Below are 18250 nucleotides of genomic sequence, written 5' to 3' on the forward strand. Positions count from 1 at the left end.
TTTATGTTAATAACAGCTTGCCTGGCACAACAGCATGATAAAACTTTCAATAAATCAATTATGCCAGTTCATTATGCAATCAGCTAGTAAAGACTCTGTAACCGCAGGATAAACTCCCATGATTTCAGTTTGTCTCGTGTCTGGTTAGAATAAATTAAATAATAAGGTTAGGTGGCGGGTAATTTGTGTTCAGATAATGGAATTGAATGTTTCTGGTTTGTTTTTTAATCAAACCATCCACGTTTTCTCTATTGATAAACGCCATACTACAAATAGCGGTTAAAAAACGGGTTAAAAATACGATGGGCATATGACAGAAAAGAAAAATCCCAGCCATTACTGCACTGGGATCTGCTACCAATAGGCCGGTATTTATTTAAGGGCCATCGCATCGCGCATGGTAAAGAACAAATCTGTTTGGTCGGTTAGACCAACAACATTTGCCGCATGTGGGCCGTAAGCGGCGATGCGTAATTGTGTGCCAGTATGGCCTTGAGAATCATCTTCAGAGTTACCATAGCTGATAGCCATTACCGCGCCGTCTTTGGTGGTTAATGCCTGTGTCAAACCCGGAGCTTTAGCATCAGCTTCAATGATTTGGCTGGAATGGGCATGATCTGCGGTCACGATGACCAATGTATTGCCATCAGCGCGGGCAAATTCCAACGCTTTTTGAACCGCTTCGTCCAGATCGACAGTTTCACCAAACTGGCCACAAGGGTTAGCCGCGTGATCTTGTTTATCAATTGATGCCCCTTCAACTTGCAAGAAGAAGCCATTTTTATTGGTTTTCAGCAAATCGATAGCCTTTTCCGTCATCACGGCTAAGGTCGGTGTCCCTGTAGTTCGTTCGGCATTGTTTTCACAAACCACTGGCGGTTTATCTATATTACCGTGATAAGAGGCTTTTGGCCCCTGCCAGCGAACCGGCATATTGCCTGGGCTGAAGAGTCCCAACAGCGGTTTTTGTTGGTCGGCCTGTTTGATTGCATTCAGGTCATCAAGATTTTCGACAATCACATAGCCGCGAGCCAGAGCTTGGTCACGCAAAGATTTGTCTTTCCATTCACCCGCTTTAGCGAGTTGGCTGAATGATTTAGAACCGCCGCCCAATGTAACATCGGCGCGCCCTTCAATCATTTGCTCAGTAATGGAGCCACGGCCGCCATTTTCTAGCGCATTGGTGCTGCATTTTTCGCTAGTTTCTTCCGGGCCATAACATTTCCGGCCGGTGACATGAGCAAATTGTGCCGCGGGAGTTGCATCTTGCAGTTCAGCCGTTGAAACATTGCCGGTGGCTTTACCTGCTTTTTTAGCCAGTTCCAATAGGGTGACATGGTCTTTCCCAAACACATCAACACCCAGTGCGCCATTATAGGTTTTCACACCTGACGACCATGCGGTAGCTGAAGCTGCTGAGTCAGTCACATAATCAGGTTTCTGCGTTTTTTTATCTAATGAATAGTGCGTGTACTGCCCGGTCAGCGGCAATGCATCAATTCCTTTAAAGAAACCGCCCGCGCCCATGGCATAGTTACGCGCCGAAGTAATCTCTGAGTCTCCCATCCCATCGCCAATCAGTAAAATGACATTTTTTACTGTTTTGTTAGACAACGAATCACGAAGAGCCTGAGTTTGATCTTCTGTCAAACGGCGAGCGCCACCAAACTGGGTGATATCACCGTGGGCGCTGCGGTCATATAAACCGGTGGCGACCGCAACAGCATTGGGTGCGAACAGAGAGCTGCTCAGCATCAGGGTCGATAGCGCTATGCCGGACAAAGTGGATACGCGGTTCTGCATCAGTAGAGTTCCTTGTTGTAAAACAGTCATACAATTTGTATTGATTGGTTACAACGGATACTAGAACAGGCGAATGACGCTTTTATGACAATCAACGTTTTTATGGCAATCCACGTATTTATAACAATCAATGCTTTTATAAAAACCACGATTGATTATTATCCCTTATCTTTCAGAGCCATCCCCCTGTTCTGTCGCCACCATTCCACAAAATGGCGCTAAATCAGGCCACCGTTAGCGCGCAGCACTTGCCCATTAATCCAACCACCGTCTTTACCCACCAAAAATGCTACTGCCGCAGCAATATCTTCTGGTGTACCCAGCCTTTCCAATGGTGCCATTTTTGCCATTTTTTCAATAAGTTCTTCCGATTTCCCATTAAGAAAAAGGTCAGTTGCGGTAGGCCCCGGAGCCACGGCATTGACGGTAATATTGCGGCCCCGCAACTCTTTCGCCAGGATTGCCGTCATTGTTTCAACCGCGGCTTTGGTCGCAGCATAAACAGCATACTTTTCCAACTTTAAACCCACCACACTGGTTGAAAAATTAACAATTCGCCCACCGTCTCTAAGGCGTTTTGCGGCTTCCCGCATCCCGTTAAAGCTCCCTTTCAGATTAATTGCAATCTGGCGGTCAAAGTGTTCATCATCACTATCGGCAATCGTACTGAGTGACATAATTCCGGCATTATTGACCAAAACATCAACGCCACCAAAAGCGGCTTCTGCTTTAGCAAACAATTGAACTACAGCGGCGGAATCACTGATATCCCCTTTAGCACTCAATGCATTTCCGCCCGCTTGTTGGATTTTACGCACTAAAGCTTCGGCTTCCTCATCAGCTCGAGAATAATTGATGAGAACGGTGTAACCCTCCTGAGCTAAACGCTCGGCTATTGCTGCACCAATACCTCGTGATGCTCCTGTGACAATGGCGACCTGCTGAGTAGTTTTCATCATAATATTCTCCTGAATATGTATTTCATTATTTGTACTCGTTTATGGGCAGTTAGTTCTCAAGCCATGTTCTCAAGAACTGCACCCACGGAAACCGGTACACAGAGCATGCCACTTTTACTTATTCGGATAATCACCTATTATTCGTTAACACTATCCGAGAAAGCCGAACAATAGTATGGACAGAATTGATGCAATGCGCGTGTTTATCAGAGTAGTGGAACAGCGCAGTTTTACCCAAACCGCACAAGACTTAAATTTACCTCGATCTAGTGTGACGGATGCAGTTAAGCAGCTTGAAAAACGCTTAAATGTCCGCTTATTGCAACGCACTACCCGGCATGTCAGTCCGACACTGGATGGGGAAGCTTACTACCAGCGCTGCCTGCAAATTATTGCTGATATAGAAGATGCTGAAATGGCGTTTGCTAATGCTAAGCCACGGGGCTTACTGAGAATCGATGTACAAGGCACCTTGGCTCGCCATTTTGTATTACCACAACTACCTGATTTTATAGCACAATATCCCGATATCGAATTATTTATCAGCGAAGGAGATAGGCTAGTTGATTTGATTCGTGAAGGCTTTGACGGCGTATTGCGTGTCGGTAATTTGCAAGATAGTGATATGGTGGCCCGCCGCGTGGCACTGCTACCACAGGTAACTTGTGCTGCACCGCGCTATTTGCAACAACATGGAACACCACTCACACCTAATGAGTTAGCCGGGCATCAAATGGTAGGGTTTCGTTCCAGTGCGACTGGCGGATTAATGCCATTAGAATTTTGTATCAGCACACAATCTCAGCCCTCCGCCAGGAAAGAGCTTTCATATCAACGGCTACAGCCCTATTTATCAGCTGAAGTTCAAGATATGAAAGTTCAAAATGTGAAATTACCGGCGGTTCTATCCGTTAGTGGCGCAGAAAGTTTTGTGGCTGCCGCACGGCTGGCATTAGGGATCATTCAGGTACCACGTTATCACATCGAATCAGACTTACGTGCCGGAACACTGATTGATATTCTCCCAGAATATGCCCCGCCCCCCATGCCGGTTTCTTTTCTGTATCCACGTAATCGACAATTGTCACCACGGGTGCGTATTTTCAGTGACTGGCTGAACCAAGTATTCCTGAAAGCATTTTCCTGACAATAATATCTCCTTGAAAGGCGATGCTGCTGACACCATAAGCAGCCGAGCTAGCCAGCTCGGCTACAACGCTAATTTATTAGTCTTTTTCAACGGATTGATAGATATCGATATCAAAATAGCCGTCACTTCTGCCGTCATTGAGGTAAACCTCATAACAAGCGCCCTCGGCTGGGTGATAGCCACTTTGTGGTAAATGCTGGTGATACAATTCTCCCCAAGCTTTAGCATAACCATCATCATCATCCGTTACTCGGGTGTGATACACCGCATATAGACCTGAGGGGATCACCTGTAACTCCAACTGGCCGCGAAGTTCTACTGGTAAGACATAGTCATCAGCGACAGATAAGGATACATCAGCCCGTAACTCAGCCGGTGGATTGGTTTCTGGGTTATCCCAGTAAAGTGCTAACCAATCTTTTCCTGGAATTTGGTGCTGGGTATAAAGTGATGATAGTTGGTCAAATCCTTTCGGGATGGTCTCGTGATAAGGCCCAACAACTCGGATACCCACAATCTTTTTCGATTCTTTTTCGACTATCTTGAATGTCATATCGCTACCTCGACTCAATGGTTTTAATAAAAACTAAGTGACTAAAGATACGAACTCACGCCATAACTGTACATTCATACAGTATAGCGGGATTTAATGACATTTGATTAGTTTTTAACCTTGATTTGCGAACTGTTTCGCAAAAAATCATCTGCTTGTTCAAGTTGAAGATGACTGAATACCTTGATCCCGTGACGACGCAGTAAAGCTGTTGTCACTCCCTGTCCTGCGCGTTGAGTACCATTAAAATGGCCATCATAGATACGGCTACTACCACAAGATGGGCTACCTTCAGTCAGAATGGCCAATGTGCACTGATGTTTTTGAGCCAATTCCAAGGATTGATAAGCCCCTTGCAGAAATTCCCGGCTGACATCATTACCCCATTGCTCAATCACCCGCGCCTGCCCCTGTAATACCGACTCGCCATTACCTTGCTGAATTTCTGCTGGTGGGCGTGGCACCGGCATTCCTGCGGCTAATTCTGGACAAATTAGCACCAGTCGCCCTTCATCCTGCCAGCGCTGAATAATTTCATCATGAACAGACAGAGCGCTGCCGTTATAACGGACAGGTTTCCCCATCAAGCAGGCACTGATCAGGATACGCGCAGGTTTGGATTCCACGAGATTTTCAACCTTACTATTGTGTGATAAATGAATTAGTGATGAATTAAAAATAACTATAGCCACCGATAATAACCAATTAATAGTGGCCAGTCATAAACTCAGAAAATAATTAACGCAAAGCAGATATTTCTTGGGTTAATAAATAGAGCGCGGCCTATTTTGAATGGTTATAGGCGGATAAGACTTGCGGTAACAATCTCGCCAGGCGCTTTGCCCACTGTTCCTGCCCATCGGGTTGAGTGATAAGATCCTGACGAATCTCTATTCCTACATAAGGTAAATGGCGCTGTTCCGCATGAAATGGCAAAGTGAAATCGGTTGCATCTGTCATGGCATAAGGTTGGTTAACTCCGACATTTAAGGAGCCATCTTGCTGTAAAAATGCCACTAACTGCAAAGAAAACTCAGGATTACGGTTAAATAAAGTTCCAACTTGCCACGGGCGTGAAATGTTTTTAAACGACGGGGTAAAGCTATGCATGGAAATAATGACACTGCTCTGGCCGCAATCATGGCGCTGATTAAGTGTCTGTGTAATTAAGTCATGATAAGGCTGGAATACCTCATTTCGACGGGCTTGAGCCTCTTCTACCGTGACACCAATATTGCGTGGTATCCGCGTGTTTTCCGAAATTTCAGGAATAGAGCTGGCGATACCCGGCGTGCGGTTACAATCAATCACTAAGCGCGAGTAACGCTGATGAATCAATGTTGCATCCAAATATTGGCTAAGTAATTGCGCGGTAGCCAATGAGCCAATATCCCAACCAATATGGCGGTCAATCTCCCCGGCGGGTAACCCCAAATCCCCAAGTTGGGCGGGAATACGCTGCCCGGCATGGTCTGCCAGCAAGATAAAAGGTGAACGGCTCTCTGGGCGTTCAATGGCCGCAGCCGGAGGTTCGCCATCACGTAATAAAGGAATCAAAGTGACATTGGACATGAATTGAATACCTGATATGAATGGATTTCGTAAATAACAGACTTTTATCCTAGCGGCTTATCCTTACTTCGCACACCCCGACCTTATACTTAAACTTTATGGTTTATGCGATTAGCCCCGCAATAACAGCAGGTTTTTACTTTTCGTTCCTGATAGTCATCTATTGATGTTATTTTTCATGTAATAATCTTCAGTAAATATTTATTTGTACTTAACCCGTGGTAGCAAAGTCGTGGAGAACTATGGAAACGTTTTTAATTGATCGGATGGCAACCCCACAGGGTGAACTGTTGTTAATTGCAGACGAAGAAAACCGGCTACGCGCCATTGATTGGACGGATCATTATGAGCGCCTGATGAAACTGCTACGCAATCATTACGGCACCAATACCTTTACCCTAGTGGAAAAACGGAATCCCGGTGGGTTAAGTGACAGCATGCAGCGCTATTTTGCTGGTGAGCTGAGTATTATAGATAATTTACCCGTAAAAACAGCCGGTACTGACTTTCAGCGCCAGGTTTGGGAACAACTGCGTAAAATCCCTTGTGGTGAAACCATTACTTATGGCGAATTAGCAAAACGCATTAACCGCCCCACAGCTTCGCGGGCTGTAGGGATGGCTAATGGCTTGAATCCCATTTCAATTGTTGTCCCTTGCCATAGAGTCATTGGGCAGCAAGGTGCATTGACTGGCTATGCCGGTGGTGTCGAGCGAAAACGCTGGCTATTAATGCATGAGGGCTATCTTTTAGTACGCTAACTATTCTTGCTCTTATCAGACGCAAGAAAAGATGTTAAAATTGACGCATATCAATATTATTGGGAATACCCTATGATCCCGGAAAAACGCGTAATCCGACGTATTCAGTCTGGTGGTTGTGCAATCCATTGTCAGGATTGCAGTATCAGCCAGCTCTGTATTCCATTTACTTTGAATGAAAACGAGCTGGATCAGCTCGACAATATCATTGAAAGAAAAAAACCTATTCAGAAAGGACAGGCGCTGTTTAAAGCAGGTGATGAGCTTAAATCACTGTATGCCATCCGTTCCGGGACCATCAAAAGTTACACCATTACCGAAGAAGGTGATGAGCAAATTACCGGTTTCCATTTGGCGGGCGATTTAGTCGGTTTTGATGCCATCAGTAACCTACAGCATCCAAGCTTTGCGCAAGCCCTCGAAACATCAATGGTTTGCGAAATCCCATTTGATACACTGGATGACTTATCCGGCAAAATGCCAAATTTGCGCCAACAGATGATGCGTCTAATGAGTGGTGAGATCAAAGGTGATCAAGACATGATTTTACTGCTTTCTAAAAAGAATGCAGAAGAGCGTCTGGCGGCCTTTATTTATAATCTCTCTCGCCGTTTTGCTCAGCGCGGTTTCTCACCACGTGAATTCCGTCTCACCATGACTCGTGGTGACATCGGCAACTATTTGGGTCTGACGGTAGAAACTATCAGCCGTTTGTTGGGCCGTTTCCAGAAAAGCGATATTCTGAGTGTGAAAGGTAAATATATAACTATCGAGAATACCGAAGCACTGGCTAAGCTGGCGGGTAACCCAAGACCTAGTCTGTAATTTCCATACCCACCAGGTTTCAATATGCAGAGTGAGTCTCAAGGAGGAGGCTCATAAATCCGGCGAGCATACTCCCGTCAGTGATTCGGAGGATTAAGGGCAACCAATACACCTACAACTCTAAAGCTGATTGATATATTATTGCTCTGGTTCGTTCTCTCACCTGTCCTCTTTCACTTTCATGGTTTACTCTTTAACTAACATACTGTTAATTCACGGTTGTAAGGAGACTCTATGGCAAAGTATCAGAATATTCTGGTTGCTATTGACCCCAATCAGGATGATCAACCTGCATTAAGACGTGCAGTCTATCTTGTGCGGCGCAACGGCGGCACAATCAAAGCATTTTTAGCTATTTATGACTTGTCTTATGACATGACCACCCTGCTGTCACCCGATGAGCGCACCGCTATGCGCAAAGGGGTTATCAGCCAACGCTCAGCTTGGATAAACGAGCAGTGCCGATTTTATCTTGATGAAGGGATACCGATTGAAATCAAAGTGGTATGGCACAATCGGCCCTACGAAGCCATTATTCAGGAAGTCCTGAAATTTAAACACGATTTATTGCTAAAAATGGCACATCAGCATGACCGCCTAGAGTCTATTATCTTCACCCCGACTGACTGGCATTTATTGCGCAAATGTCCCTGCCCGGTGTGGATGGTAAAAGACCAACCTTGGCCGGAGGGTGGCACGGCACTGGTGGCCGTCAACCTCTCAAGTGAAGACCCGCTGCATGACCCACTCAATTTACGTTTAGTGAAAGAAACCCGAGAACTTGCTGAAAATCTCAACCAAACTCAAGTGCACTTGATTAGCGCCTATCCGGTCACTCCGATTAATATCGCCATCGAGTTACCTGATTTTGATCCGAGTGTTTATAACGATGCTATTCGCGGTCAGCATTTGGTCGCAATGAAAGCACTGCGCCAGCAGTTTGGTATTGATGAAAAATTCACTCATGTAGAAAAAGGTTTGCCCGAAGAGGTGATTCCTGACCTCGCTGAACATTTACGCGCTGGGGTGGTGGTTTTAGGTACTTTGGGGCGTACAGGGCTATCTGCCGCCTTTATCGGGAATACCACAGAACATGTGATCGATCATCTTAAATGTGATTTATTAGCGATTAAACCGGAAGGTTTTACTTGCCCGGTGGAAAGCAATGAAGATCAAAATGATGTCGAATAACTCCCTTTCTCACGCGCTATTCTGATTAAATCCAAAGAAAAGGGCCACCGAGGTGGCCCTTAATCAAAGACTACTGCGCCATTACAACGCGCGTAAAATGGCTTCTACGCTGTCTTTGGCATCGCCAAATAACATTTGAGTATTGTCTTTGAAGAACAATGGATTTTGTACGCCCGCATAGCCGGTGTTCATTGACCGTTTAAAGGCAATAACATTTTGCGCTTTCCACACTTCCAACACTGGCATACCTGCAATTGGGCTGCGAGGATCTTCAAGTGCGGCAGGGTTTACCGTGTCGTTAGCACCAATAACCAGCACGACGTCAGTGCTTGGGAAATCATCATTGATTTCATCCATTTCCAACACCACATCGTAAGGTACTTTGGCTTCAGCCAATAACACATTCATATGGCCTGGTAAGCGCCCTGCTACTGGGTGAATACCAAAACGTACTTTGATCCCCCGAGCTTGCAGTTTTGCTGTAATGTCAGCCACCGGATATTGTGCCTGTGCCACCGCCATACCATATCCAGGAGTGATGATGACAGAGCTAGCATTTTTCAGCAGCTCAGCCACTTCTTCCGCGTTAGTTTCACGGTATTCACCCATTTCTTCAGCATCACCGGTAGAAGATCCATCGGTACCAAAGCCACCGGCAATCACGCTAATGAACGAACGATTCATCGCTTTACACATGATGTACGACAGGATGGCACCGGAAGAACCCACTAACGCACCGGTCACAATCAGCAAGTCATTGCTGAGCATGAAGCCTGCGGCCGCTGCGGCCCAACCGGAGTAGGAGTTCAGCATCGAAACCACAACCGGCATATCAGCACCACCGATGGATGCCACCAGATGCCAACCGAAGCCCAAAGCAATCACGGTCATCAATAGCAGTGCGACCACTTGTAGGGCCACGCTATCTGTCTTGACGAACATAATCATCAGCAGGAATGAAACAACCAGCGCCACCAGATTTAACTTATGCCGTTGTGGCAGCATCAGCGGTTTGGATGAGATAATCCCGCGTAACTTACCAAAGGCAACAATTGAACCGGTAAATGTTACCGCCCCGATAAAGATCCCCAAGAACACTTCGGTCAGATGGATATTCACCATCACCGCATCCATGACCACGGTGCCATGATCCAGATAGCTATTAAAGCCAACCAGAACCGCCGCCAGACCCACGAAACTGTGCAGAATAGCCACCAGTTCCGGCATTTCGGTCATTTCGACTTTCTTCGCCAGATAAATACCAATTGCCCCACCAATCACCATGGCAATGATAATCCAGGCAACATTCCCTGAATCTGGCCCCAGAATGGTCGCGATAAGTGCGATGGCCATACCGGTCACACCGAAAGTGTTACCTTGTTTGGATGTTTCGTGGCGCGACAGCCCAGCCAAACTGAAAATAAATAAAATCGCAGCAACTATGTACGCAGCTGTAACGAGACCACTAGACATCAGTTACCCCTTCATTCTTATAAGTCATGGTGTTATACCTGTCATACTTCAAGCTGCATGTGCGTTGGCTACTCTCTTTCACCCAAATCATTGACGGGCGTCAACTCATCGGGATTCATTCGCTTGCCGTCTTCCTGCAACTCGAATTATTTAGTGTATATATCAACTCAGTTTTCACAGGAAAAACTAGTTTTTACGGAACATTTTCAGCATGCGCTGGGTGACAGTAAAGCCACCAAAAATATTGATGCTGGCAATCAATACGGCAATAAAGGATAAGAAACTCACCCAGCCGCCATGACCAATCTGCAACAATGCGCCCACCACAATAATGCCGGAGATGGCGTTAGTGACTGACATCAGTGGAGTATGTAGCGCATGGCTGACGTTCCACACCACGTAATATCCAACCACACACGCCAGAGCAAAGACCGTAAAGTGAGATAAAAACTCTTTCGGTGCCACATTTGCCAACCAACCAAACAGTACGATAGCCAGTGCCATGATGATGTACTTAGGCCAAGGCGATGAAGGTTTAGTCTCTTCTTTGACAATCGGAGCTGCTTTAGCGACCTGAGGCTGAGCTGAAACTTGAATAGGCGGAGCCGGCCAGGTCACTTCACCGGTTTTGACCACGGTAACACCGCGGATGACGGTATCTTCGAAATCAATATCGATCTCGCCATTTTTCTCTTTGCAGAGTAATTTCAGCAAGTTAACCAGGTTGGTACCATAAAGCTGGGATGACTGTGTCGGTAAACGGCTTGGCAAGTCGGTATAACCGATGATTTTCACGCCATTCTCGGTCACCGTCACTTTATCAGCCACAGTCAATTCACAGTTACCGCCGGTCTGCGCGGCCAAGTCGACAATCACGCTGCCGGACTTCATCGACGCAACCATTTCTTTGGTTATCAAGAGCGGTGCGGGTTTACCTGGAATCAATGCGGTGGTAACAATGATATCCACTTCGGCCGCTTGTGCAGCAAATAGCGCCATTTCGGCTTTGATAAACGCTTCAGACATGACCTTCGCGTAACCATCGCCACTGCCCGCCTCTTCTTCAAAATCAAGTTCGAGGAATTCAGCGCCCATACTTTGGACTTGTTCTTTGACTTCCGGACGGGTGTCAAAAGCACGGACAATCGCCCCTAAGCTCCCTGCCGCGCCAATGGCTGCTAACCCTGCAACACCGGCCCCGATAATCATTACTTTTGCTGGTGGGACTTTACCCGCCGCGGTAATTTGCCCGGTGAAGAAACGGCCAAATTCATGAGCAGCTTCGACGATTGCGCGATAGCCCGCAATGTTAGCCATTGAGCTGAGGGCATCCATGGATTGCGCGCGCGAGATACGCGGCACAGAATCCATCGCCAATACAGTGACCTGACGCTCTGCTAATTTTTGCAGTAATTCCGGGTTCTGGGCTGGCCAGATAAAGCTGACCAAGGTGCTCCCCGCACGCATCAGGGCAATTTCGTCCTCAAATGGGGCATTCACTTTGAGGATAAGGTCGGATTGCCACACATCGGTGGTATCCGTAATGGTGGCACCCGCTTCCTGGTACGCCGCATCGTCAAAACTGGCTAAATGACCAGCTCCGCTTTCAATCGCCACGGTGAAACCTAATTTCAGCAATTGTTCTACCGTTTTCGGCGTTGCTGCAACACGGGCTTCATTGGCCAACCGCTCTCTTGGTACACCAATACGCATAATGTTCCCTTTACCTATCTTTAATGATGAAGATTGCCATACCCTTCTTAATTGAAGTTATGGGTGTTAGCGGCGCTCATTAACTCACATCACTGACTTATGTCAGCGCATCGGGAGCTACCTACCTGTAACGCCAATTAATTCGGATATGCTCAGTTCTTTTGGTTACTGACAAACCTGCTTAGTTACGGCTCCCTATAACCTACTGAAAATGTGACTTATGATCCATATCTGTATGCAGTTCTGCAGCAGTTTTTGCACTAAAACTGGCAGGCGGAAAGAACTCTGTATAATTCACTATAAAAATAATATTTACTAGCGGCTTGTCCTGCAAGTTTGAGCCAAAATAATAAGCATTAGTATAATAAGGCAGCCCAGTGATGGCGCGGCATCAGGTTGGAAAAATGTAAATAATCCGTGTTTATGACGTTAAAGCCATTATTCGTAAAGCTTATCTCTATTCTTCATGTAAAGTGCTAGCAGGCCTAACTCCGGAATTCATATATTTAGTCATATAAATTATTTAGTCATATAAATTGCGGAGACACCCGCCATTATTACATGTAATAATCATCTGCTATTCTGTTACACATCAATTGTTCCGCATGTATCAACGTTAATGCGCAAGGCGAAAGGATTTTTTATGAAGCTGAAATACACGATCATCGCGTCGGCATTGCTATCACTCTCGGCGCTTTCTGCTGCACATGCGGCAAAAGAACTCACACCAGAGCAAGCAGCAGCCATTAAACCATTTGATCGTATTACTATTACCGGCAGATTTAATGCAATTAATGAAGCCGCCGATGCTGTATCCCGTCGTGCTGATAAATTGGGCGCTGATTCGTTCTATATTCAAGATCTCAACAGCAATGGCAATGGTGGCAACTGGCGTGTAACGGCCGATGTTTATCATAAAGATGCTGAGGAAGTGAGCAAAGAGACTCAGTATCGTATTTTTAATGGCATCAAAGAATTACCAAAAACAGAAGCCTACAGTTTACAACCTTACGATACCGTCTCTGTCAGTGGTTTCTTCCGCAGCCAGCCAGATATTAACGATGCTATTTCCAAAGCAGCAAAAGAGAAAGGTGCTTACTCTTTCTTCATCGTGCGCCAGGTTGATGCTAACCAAGGTGGCAACCAGTTCGTCACGGCGTATGTTTATAAAGAAGATGCTGCCAAACGTACCGTGCAAAGCCCTGATGTGATCCCCGCCGATTCAGATGCTGGCCGCGCAGCACTGGCTGCTGGTGGTGCTGCGGCTGCGAATGTAGAAATTCCAGGCGTTGCTTCTTCAGGTACACCAAGTGCTGATGTGGGCCGTTTCTTTGAAACGCAATCATCCACAGGTAAGCGTTACACTGTCACGCTTAATGACGGCACTCAAATTCAAGAATTAAACAACACCACTGCCGCGCAGATGGTGCCGTTTGACTCAATTACCTTCAGCGGTCACTACAACAGCATGACCGACGTTTCCCATGAAGTCGCTAAGCGCGCAGCGGCTAAAGGGGCGAAGTATTATCATGTTACTCGCCAGTGGCAGAACCAAAGTGGTGGTAACCTGAGTGTTAGCGCTGACTTGTTTAAATAAGTTTGCTGCAATCGTAATCATAAGGGTAGCCATTGGCTGCCCTTTTTTTATCTGTCAGCGGGGGCGATTTGCCTGATGAATTCCGACTGAATAATTTTTTGCCCAAATCGCATAACCAATCATTGCATGATCGCCTCCCACTCCGTAAAATCGCCCGAAAATTATAGGGCTATTATCTGTCAAACATTGATAAGTTAGCCTCATATAATGCTACTTACAAGCCATTAACCATTCATTAATACTCTAAAAACCAGGATTTATAATTGGAAAGAAAACTCGGCCTGACGGCGCTCACCGCGCTGGTTCTCAGTTCAATGCTGGGTGCAGGTGTCTTCAGCTTGCCACAAAATATGGCTGAAGTTGCCAGCCCAGCGGCCTTACTCATTGGCTGGGGTATTACCGGGGTGGGGATCGTTTTTTTGGCTTTTGCCATGCTACTGTTAACGCGTCTGCGCCCTGATCTGGATGGTGGAATATTCACCTATGCCAAAGAAGGCTTTGGTGATCTTATTGGCTTTTTCTCCGCGTGGGGTTACTGGTTGTGCGCCGTCATTGCCAATGTCTCTTATTTGGTGATTGTTTTTGCCGCATTGAGCTTTTTTACCGATAAGTCTGGCAGCATTATCTTTGGTGAGGGGAATACCTGGCAGGCGCTCTTGGGTGCATCTTTCCTGTTGTGGATGGTTCATGCATTGGTATTGCGTGGTGTTCAAACCGCAGCCAGTATCAACCTGGCCGCGACACTGGCAAAACTGTTGCCCATCGGCGGGTTTATTGTTTTAGCCGGCATGGCTTTCAGCCTCGATACCTTTAGCGTTGATTTTACTGGTATTGCCCTACACACCCCGGTTTGGCAGCAAGTGAAAGACACGATGCTCATCACATTATGGGTCTTTATTGGGGTGGAAGGCGCTGTTGTTGTTTCTGCCAGAGCGCGCAATAAAAAAGATGTTGGCCGGGCGACAATGCTGGCGGTTATCTCAGCTTTATGTGTTTATCTGCTAATAACCTTATTGTCCCTTGGGGTAGTACCGCGCGCTGAATTAGCGGGCATGCGGAACCCATCAATGGCGGGCATTATGGTAGAGATGATTGGCCCTTGGGGGGAAGTGATTATTGCCACCGGACTGATTATTTCGGTGTGCGGCGCTTATCTTAGCTGGACCATTATGGCCGCAGAAGTCCCTATGGTGGCGGCCAAACATGGTGCATTCCCTAAAATATTCCGACATCAGAATAAACACAATGCACCCGCGAAATCACTATGGCTGACTAACTGTGCCGTGCAAGTGGCGCTGATTCTTATCTGGCTGACGGGCAGTAACTACAACACCTTGCTGACCATTGCATCAGAGATGATTTTAGTGCCCTATTTTTTGGTGGGTGCATTCTTATTTAAAGTGGCCCTGAAACGTCAGGACTGGCGATTGATTATTGCCGCCAGTGGCGCCTGTTTGTATGGTTTGTGGCTGATTTATGCGGCTGGCTTGCTGTATCTGCTGTTATCCGCCCTATTGTATGCCCCCGGTTTACTGGTGTTTATTTATGCACGTAAAGGGCATGAAGGTCTTCGGCTACTTAATACAGTGGAACGCGCGGCGATTGGCCTGGTGCTGATTGCGACCATTCCAGCAACCTGGATGGTAATGCATTAAGTTGGAAACACTCGACAATGGGCACGCCAGTGACACTGGCTGTCCATTTGAGTATTGGTTGCAGATAAACTCATCCTCATCATCTACCAAGACGATTTATTCTCCCGATATGTCCACCGATAAGCATTCGCCCATCTGACTTAACCGCATCGAAAGTGGGAATTTTTGTTTTATTTCATTGAGTTGTGCGGTTTCCAGAGAGTAAGGTAATTGGATCTCCAATACAGTTATCCCCTGCTGTTCAGCGAGACGAATTAATCGAATAATATTCGTTTCATCGCTAAGTTGGGTCGATAATACCTGTAGCGCTAAAGCAGTCAGCCGCTCCTGAGGCGTTTTTTCCGATGCAGTTTGCGACTTTACCACCATACCAAAAATCGGCATGACACCATAAATAGCATCAATAAAACTCCATCGTTTTTTGCAAGAAACCGCTAAAAATTCCGTGTAATCGAAGCAGACTTTTTCATTGTGCGCTGGCACACCAGTGTGTTCGCCACTCATCCCTCAGTCCTTAGCTGATTGATACAGCTATTCATTAACCATAAGTATTGATATATAAACGATAGACCCAACTATAATACCCTAAATAATTCGAGTTGCAGGAAGGCGGCAAGAGAGAGAATCCCGATGAGCTTACTGTGTTGTAAGTGATTCGGGTAATTGAACGTAGCCAACACACATGCAGCTTGAAGTATGACGGGTATAAATAGAGATGACGATACAATCACTCCAGTTAATATAATGAAATGCTTTGCCCGTTGTCTACCGATCAGTCATTGGCATTGATAATTCATTGGCATTAATAATCAAGTAACGTGCATAGTATTGCTACCAACAGCGCGCTATGCTGAATTCCGGCACTTTTATAAACTGAAAAACATGACCAATATTGTTTTTGTAGAAGACGACCCGGAGGTCGGAAAACTGATTGCAGCTTACCTTGGCAAACATGATATTGATGTGTTTGTTGAACCACGAGGCGATACTGCACAAGCCGTTATTGAACAGCAACAACCTGACCTAGTGTTGCTCGATATCATGCTGCCAGGGAAAGATGGGATGACGCTGTGCCGTGACCTGCGACCAAGCTATGAAGGCCCTATCGTACTGTTGACCTCACTTGACAGTGATATGAACCATATCCTTTCCCTGGAGATGGGTGCGAATGATTATATCCTGAAAACAACGCCCCCGGCAGTATTGTTGGCGCGGTTACGTTTGCATTTACGCCAGCATAATCAACAACAAACCAAAGAAACCATCAGCCCGCCACTCACTGGGTATAATGCAATTCACTTCGGTCTGCTCTGCATTGATCCTGTTAATCGACAAGTTAATCTTAGTGATGAAGAAATTACTTTATCGACTTCAGATTTTGACTTGCTGTGGGAACTGGCAACCCATGCCGGGATTATCATGGACCGGGAAGCATTATTGAAGAATTTACGTGGTGTCAGCTATGACGGGATGGACCGCAGTATCGATGTTGCGATATCGCGCTTGCGCCGCAAACTTTACGACAATGCCCTCGAACCTTTTAGAATCAAAACCGTCCGCAATAAAGGTTACCTGTTCGCCCCGAATGCCTGGGAGTCTGTGCAGCAATGAGGAAGCTATTTATTCAGTTTTTCTTATTACTGTTCGTCTGCTTTATGGTGATGGCGATGTTGGTTGGGCTGGTTTATAAAGTGACAGCGGAACGTGCTGGTCGCCAGTCATTAGATGACTTGATGAAAAGCTCGCTTTCATTGATGCGCAGTGAGCTGCGGGAAATTCCACTGAAAGATTGGAATAAAACCATTGCCACTTTAGATTTAAATCTCTCATTTCAATTACATATCGAACCTCTCGATAAACGGAATCTCGGTGAGCGCTTGAATAAACGCCTACGAGCCGGTGAAATCATTGCTTTGGATGATGAATATACTTTCCTGCAACGAATCCCCCGCAGCCGCTATGTCCTTGCTGTTGGCCCAGTCCCTTATTTATTTTATTTGCATCAAATGCGGCTGCTTGATTTGGCCTTACTTATCCTGATTGGCCTCTCTTTGGCTCTACCGGTATTTCTTTGGATGCGCCCCCATTGGAAAGATTTGCTTAAATTGGAGAATGCCGCCCAGCGGCTAGGGTCGGGCCACCTGGACGAGCGCACGCATTTTGACCCCACTTCAAGTTTAAGCCGCTTAGGTGTCGCATTTAACCAAATGGCTGACAACATCAGCACCTTGATTGTCAGCAAGAAACTGCTTATTGATGGAATTGCTCACGAGCTGCGCACCCCACTGGTTCGTTTGCGCTATCGGTTAGCCATGAGTGACAACCTGACTGAAAGTGAGCAACTGGCTTTGAGTCGCGATATTGGCCAGTTGGAAGCATTGATTGACGAACTGCTGACCTATGCTCGGCTGGATCGCCCGCAAGTCTCACTCAATCTGGAACCTATCGACTTACCGGCCTGGCTCACGGCAAAAGTTATGGATATGCGCTTGATTCATAGTGAGCGCGAAATAGAACTCGATATTCCTCATCGTGGCGATTTCGGCGCAGTTGACTTACGTCTGATGGAGCGAGTATTGGATAATTTGGTCAATAATGCCCTGCGCTATTCGACCCAACGGCTGCGAATTGGGCTGTGGTTTGATGGCGATAATGCTTGCTTACAAGTTGAAGATGACGGGCCGGGGATTCCATTAGAAGAACGCGCCCGAGTATTTGAGCCTTTTGTCCGGCTGGACCCTAGCCGGGATCGCGCAACCGGGGGCTGTGGATTGGGCCTGGCAATCGTTCACTCCATTGCATTGGCTTATCAGGGGAGTATTTCCGTTGATGCCAGTTCGTTAGGAGGCGCGAGTTTCCGATTTTGTTGGCCAGTAAAAGGTCTTTACTCACTCACTATCGACCAAGATGACTCTAAATAATGGTTTTGCCTACCCAATAATTTTGCCCAAATACTAGCCTTAATAAAACAAATCGGCCTATAGATTTAATGGAGTTT

General features: G+C 46.3%; 16 protein-coding genes. 8 read left to right on the plus strand and 8 right to left on the minus strand.

What is annotated here, in order from left to right; genetic code table 11:
- Positions 1-372: 372 nt before the first annotated feature.
- Together phoA and OP863_RS10210 are read right to left on the minus strand one after the other, a co-directional pair.
- Entirely contained in the window at positions 373-1803 is a 1431-nt protein-coding gene (gene phoA / locus OP863_RS10205; RefSeq protein WP_145588971.1) for an alkaline phosphatase, read from the minus strand.
- Between the two features lie 218 nt (positions 1804-2021).
- Positions 2022-2762 (minus strand): SDR family oxidoreductase, encoded by a 741-nt coding sequence (locus OP863_RS10210; RefSeq protein WP_265525222.1) that lies wholly within the window; start codon positions 2760-2762, stop codon positions 2022-2024.
- Positions 2763-2937: 175 nt separating this feature from the next.
- Between OP863_RS10210 and OP863_RS10215 the strand changes: the two genes are divergently transcribed.
- The gene (locus OP863_RS10215) at positions 2938-3909 is read left to right on the plus strand and encodes a LysR family transcriptional regulator (protein WP_265525223.1); all 972 of its coding nucleotides are present in this window, start codon (positions 2938-2940) and stop codon (positions 3907-3909) included.
- A gap of 79 nt (positions 3910-3988) precedes the next feature.
- On the opposite strand, the gene sbmC is transcribed toward OP863_RS10215, so the two are convergent.
- The 3 genes from sbmC to OP863_RS10230 form a co-directional block, all read right to left on the minus strand.
- A complete protein-coding gene (gene sbmC / locus OP863_RS10220; protein WP_038632804.1) occupies positions 3989-4465 on the minus strand; it encodes a DNA gyrase inhibitor SbmC in 477 nt (158 codons plus the stop codon).
- A gap of 107 nt (positions 4466-4572) precedes the next feature.
- Positions 4573-5091 carry a DUF523 domain-containing protein gene (locus tag OP863_RS10225; RefSeq protein WP_265525224.1) on the minus strand — a complete coding sequence of 173 codons (519 nt, stop codon included), beginning with the start codon at positions 5089-5091 and terminating at the stop codon, positions 4573-4575.
- Positions 5092-5248: 157 nt separating this feature from the next.
- The gene (locus OP863_RS10230) at positions 5249-6037 is read right to left on the minus strand and encodes an N-formylglutamate amidohydrolase (RefSeq protein WP_038632802.1); all 789 of its coding nucleotides are present in this window, start codon (positions 6035-6037) and stop codon (positions 5249-5251) included.
- A 242-nt stretch (positions 6038-6279) separates the two neighbouring features.
- Here OP863_RS10230 and ogt point away from each other — a divergent pair, with 242 nt between their 5' ends.
- The 3 genes from ogt (at position 6280) to uspE (ending at position 8814) form a co-directional block, all read left to right on the plus strand.
- Entirely contained in the window at positions 6280-6798 is a 519-nt protein-coding gene (ogt, locus tag OP863_RS10235; RefSeq protein WP_038632801.1) for a methylated-DNA--[protein]-cysteine S-methyltransferase, read from the plus strand.
- Positions 6799-6870: 72 nt separating this feature from the next.
- A complete protein-coding gene (locus tag OP863_RS10240) occupies positions 6871-7623 on the plus strand; it encodes an FNR family transcription factor (RefSeq protein ID WP_004390269.1) in 753 nt (250 codons plus the stop codon).
- Between the two features lie 234 nt (positions 7624-7857).
- Entirely contained in the window at positions 7858-8814 is a 957-nt protein-coding gene (gene uspE / locus OP863_RS10245; protein WP_038632798.1) for a universal stress protein UspE, read from the plus strand.
- 81 nt (positions 8815-8895) lie between these two features.
- On the opposite strand, the gene pntB is transcribed toward uspE, so the two are convergent.
- Together pntB and pntA are read right to left on the minus strand one after the other, a co-directional pair.
- Positions 8896-10287 carry a Re/Si-specific NAD(P)(+) transhydrogenase subunit beta gene (pntB, locus tag OP863_RS10250; protein ID WP_038632795.1) on the minus strand — a complete coding sequence of 464 codons (1392 nt, stop codon included), beginning with the start codon at positions 10285-10287 and terminating at the stop codon, positions 8896-8898.
- Positions 10288-10473: 186 nt separating this feature from the next.
- Positions 10474-12000, minus strand: a complete 1527-nt coding sequence (gene pntA, locus OP863_RS10255; protein ID WP_038632793.1) for a Re/Si-specific NAD(P)(+) transhydrogenase subunit alpha — start codon at positions 11998-12000, stop codon at positions 10474-10476.
- Between the two features lie 643 nt (positions 12001-12643).
- On the opposite strand from pntA, the gene ydgH reads away from it, so the two are divergent.
- Together ydgH and OP863_RS10265 are read left to right on the plus strand one after the other, a co-directional pair.
- Positions 12644-13597, plus strand: coding sequence for a DUF1471 family protein YdgH (ydgH, locus tag OP863_RS10260; protein WP_038632789.1), 954 nt, complete (start codon positions 12644-12646; stop codon positions 13595-13597).
- A 263-nt stretch (positions 13598-13860) separates the two neighbouring features.
- Positions 13861-15252, plus strand: coding sequence for an amino acid permease (locus OP863_RS10265; protein WP_145591283.1), 1392 nt, complete (start codon positions 13861-13863; stop codon positions 15250-15252).
- 96 nt (positions 15253-15348) lie between these two features.
- Here the strand turns inward: OP863_RS10265 and OP863_RS10270 are convergent, their stop codons facing one another.
- On the minus strand, positions 15349-15756 hold the full coding sequence (locus OP863_RS10270; protein WP_145591282.1) for a hypothetical protein: 408 nt from the start codon (positions 15754-15756) through the stop codon (positions 15349-15351).
- A gap of 378 nt (positions 15757-16134) precedes the next feature.
- Here OP863_RS10270 and rstA point away from each other — a divergent pair, with 378 nt between their 5' ends.
- Both rstA and rstB read left to right on the plus strand, forming a co-directional pair.
- Positions 16135-16863, plus strand: coding sequence for a two-component system response regulator RstA (gene rstA, locus OP863_RS10275; protein WP_038632783.1), 729 nt, complete (start codon positions 16135-16137; stop codon positions 16861-16863).
- Entirely contained in the window at positions 16860-18173 is a 1314-nt protein-coding gene (gene rstB / locus OP863_RS10280) for a two-component system sensor histidine kinase RstB (protein WP_145588964.1), read from the plus strand. The genes rstA and rstB overlap by 4 nt, the downstream gene beginning before the upstream one ends.
- The last annotated feature ends 77 nt before the right edge of the window (positions 18174-18250 follow it).

It is taken from the genome of Yersinia sp. SCPM-O-B-9106 (C-191), from assembly GCF_026183365.1.
GTDB classification, from domain to species: domain Bacteria; phylum Pseudomonadota; class Gammaproteobacteria; order Enterobacterales; family Enterobacteriaceae; genus Yersinia; species Yersinia rochesterensis.

Excerpts from the sequence above, each read along its gene's own strand:
- rstA (WP_038632783.1), top strand. The coding sequence starts at position 16,135 with ATGACCAATATTGTTTTTGTAGAAGACGACCCGGAGGTCGGAAAACTG.
- OP863_RS10270 (WP_145591282.1), bottom strand. The coding sequence starts at position 15,756 with ATGAGTGGCGAACACACTGGTGTGCCAGCGCACAATGAAAAAGTCTGC.
- pntB (WP_038632795.1), bottom strand. The coding sequence starts at position 10,287 with ATGTCTAGTGGTCTCGTTACAGCTGCGTACATAGTTGCTGCGATTTTA.
- OP863_RS10210 (WP_265525222.1), bottom strand. The coding sequence starts at position 2,762 with ATGATGAAAACTACTCAGCAGGTCGCCATTGTCACAGGAGCATCACGA.
- rstB (WP_145588964.1), top strand. The coding sequence starts at position 16,860 with ATGAGGAAGCTATTTATTCAGTTTTTCTTATTACTGTTCGTCTGCTTT.
- phoA (WP_145588971.1), bottom strand. The coding sequence starts at position 1,803 with ATGCAGAACCGCGTATCCACTTTGTCCGGCATAGCGCTATCGACCCTG.
- ydgH (WP_038632789.1), top strand. The coding sequence starts at position 12,644 with ATGAAGCTGAAATACACGATCATCGCGTCGGCATTGCTATCACTCTCG.
- OP863_RS10215 (WP_265525223.1), top strand. The coding sequence starts at position 2,938 with ATGGACAGAATTGATGCAATGCGCGTGTTTATCAGAGTAGTGGAACAG.
- uspE (WP_038632798.1), top strand. The coding sequence starts at position 7,858 with ATGGCAAAGTATCAGAATATTCTGGTTGCTATTGACCCCAATCAGGAT.
- OP863_RS10230 (WP_038632802.1), bottom strand. The coding sequence starts at position 6,037 with ATGTCCAATGTCACTTTGATTCCTTTATTACGTGATGGCGAACCTCCG.
- OP863_RS10240 (WP_004390269.1), top strand. The coding sequence starts at position 6,871 with ATGATCCCGGAAAAACGCGTAATCCGACGTATTCAGTCTGGTGGTTGT.
- pntA (WP_038632793.1), bottom strand. The coding sequence starts at position 12,000 with ATGCGTATTGGTGTACCAAGAGAGCGGTTGGCCAATGAAGCCCGTGTT.
- sbmC (WP_038632804.1), bottom strand. The coding sequence starts at position 4,465 with ATGACATTCAAGATAGTCGAAAAAGAATCGAAAAAGATTGTGGGTATC.
- ogt (WP_038632801.1), top strand. The coding sequence starts at position 6,280 with ATGGAAACGTTTTTAATTGATCGGATGGCAACCCCACAGGGTGAACTG.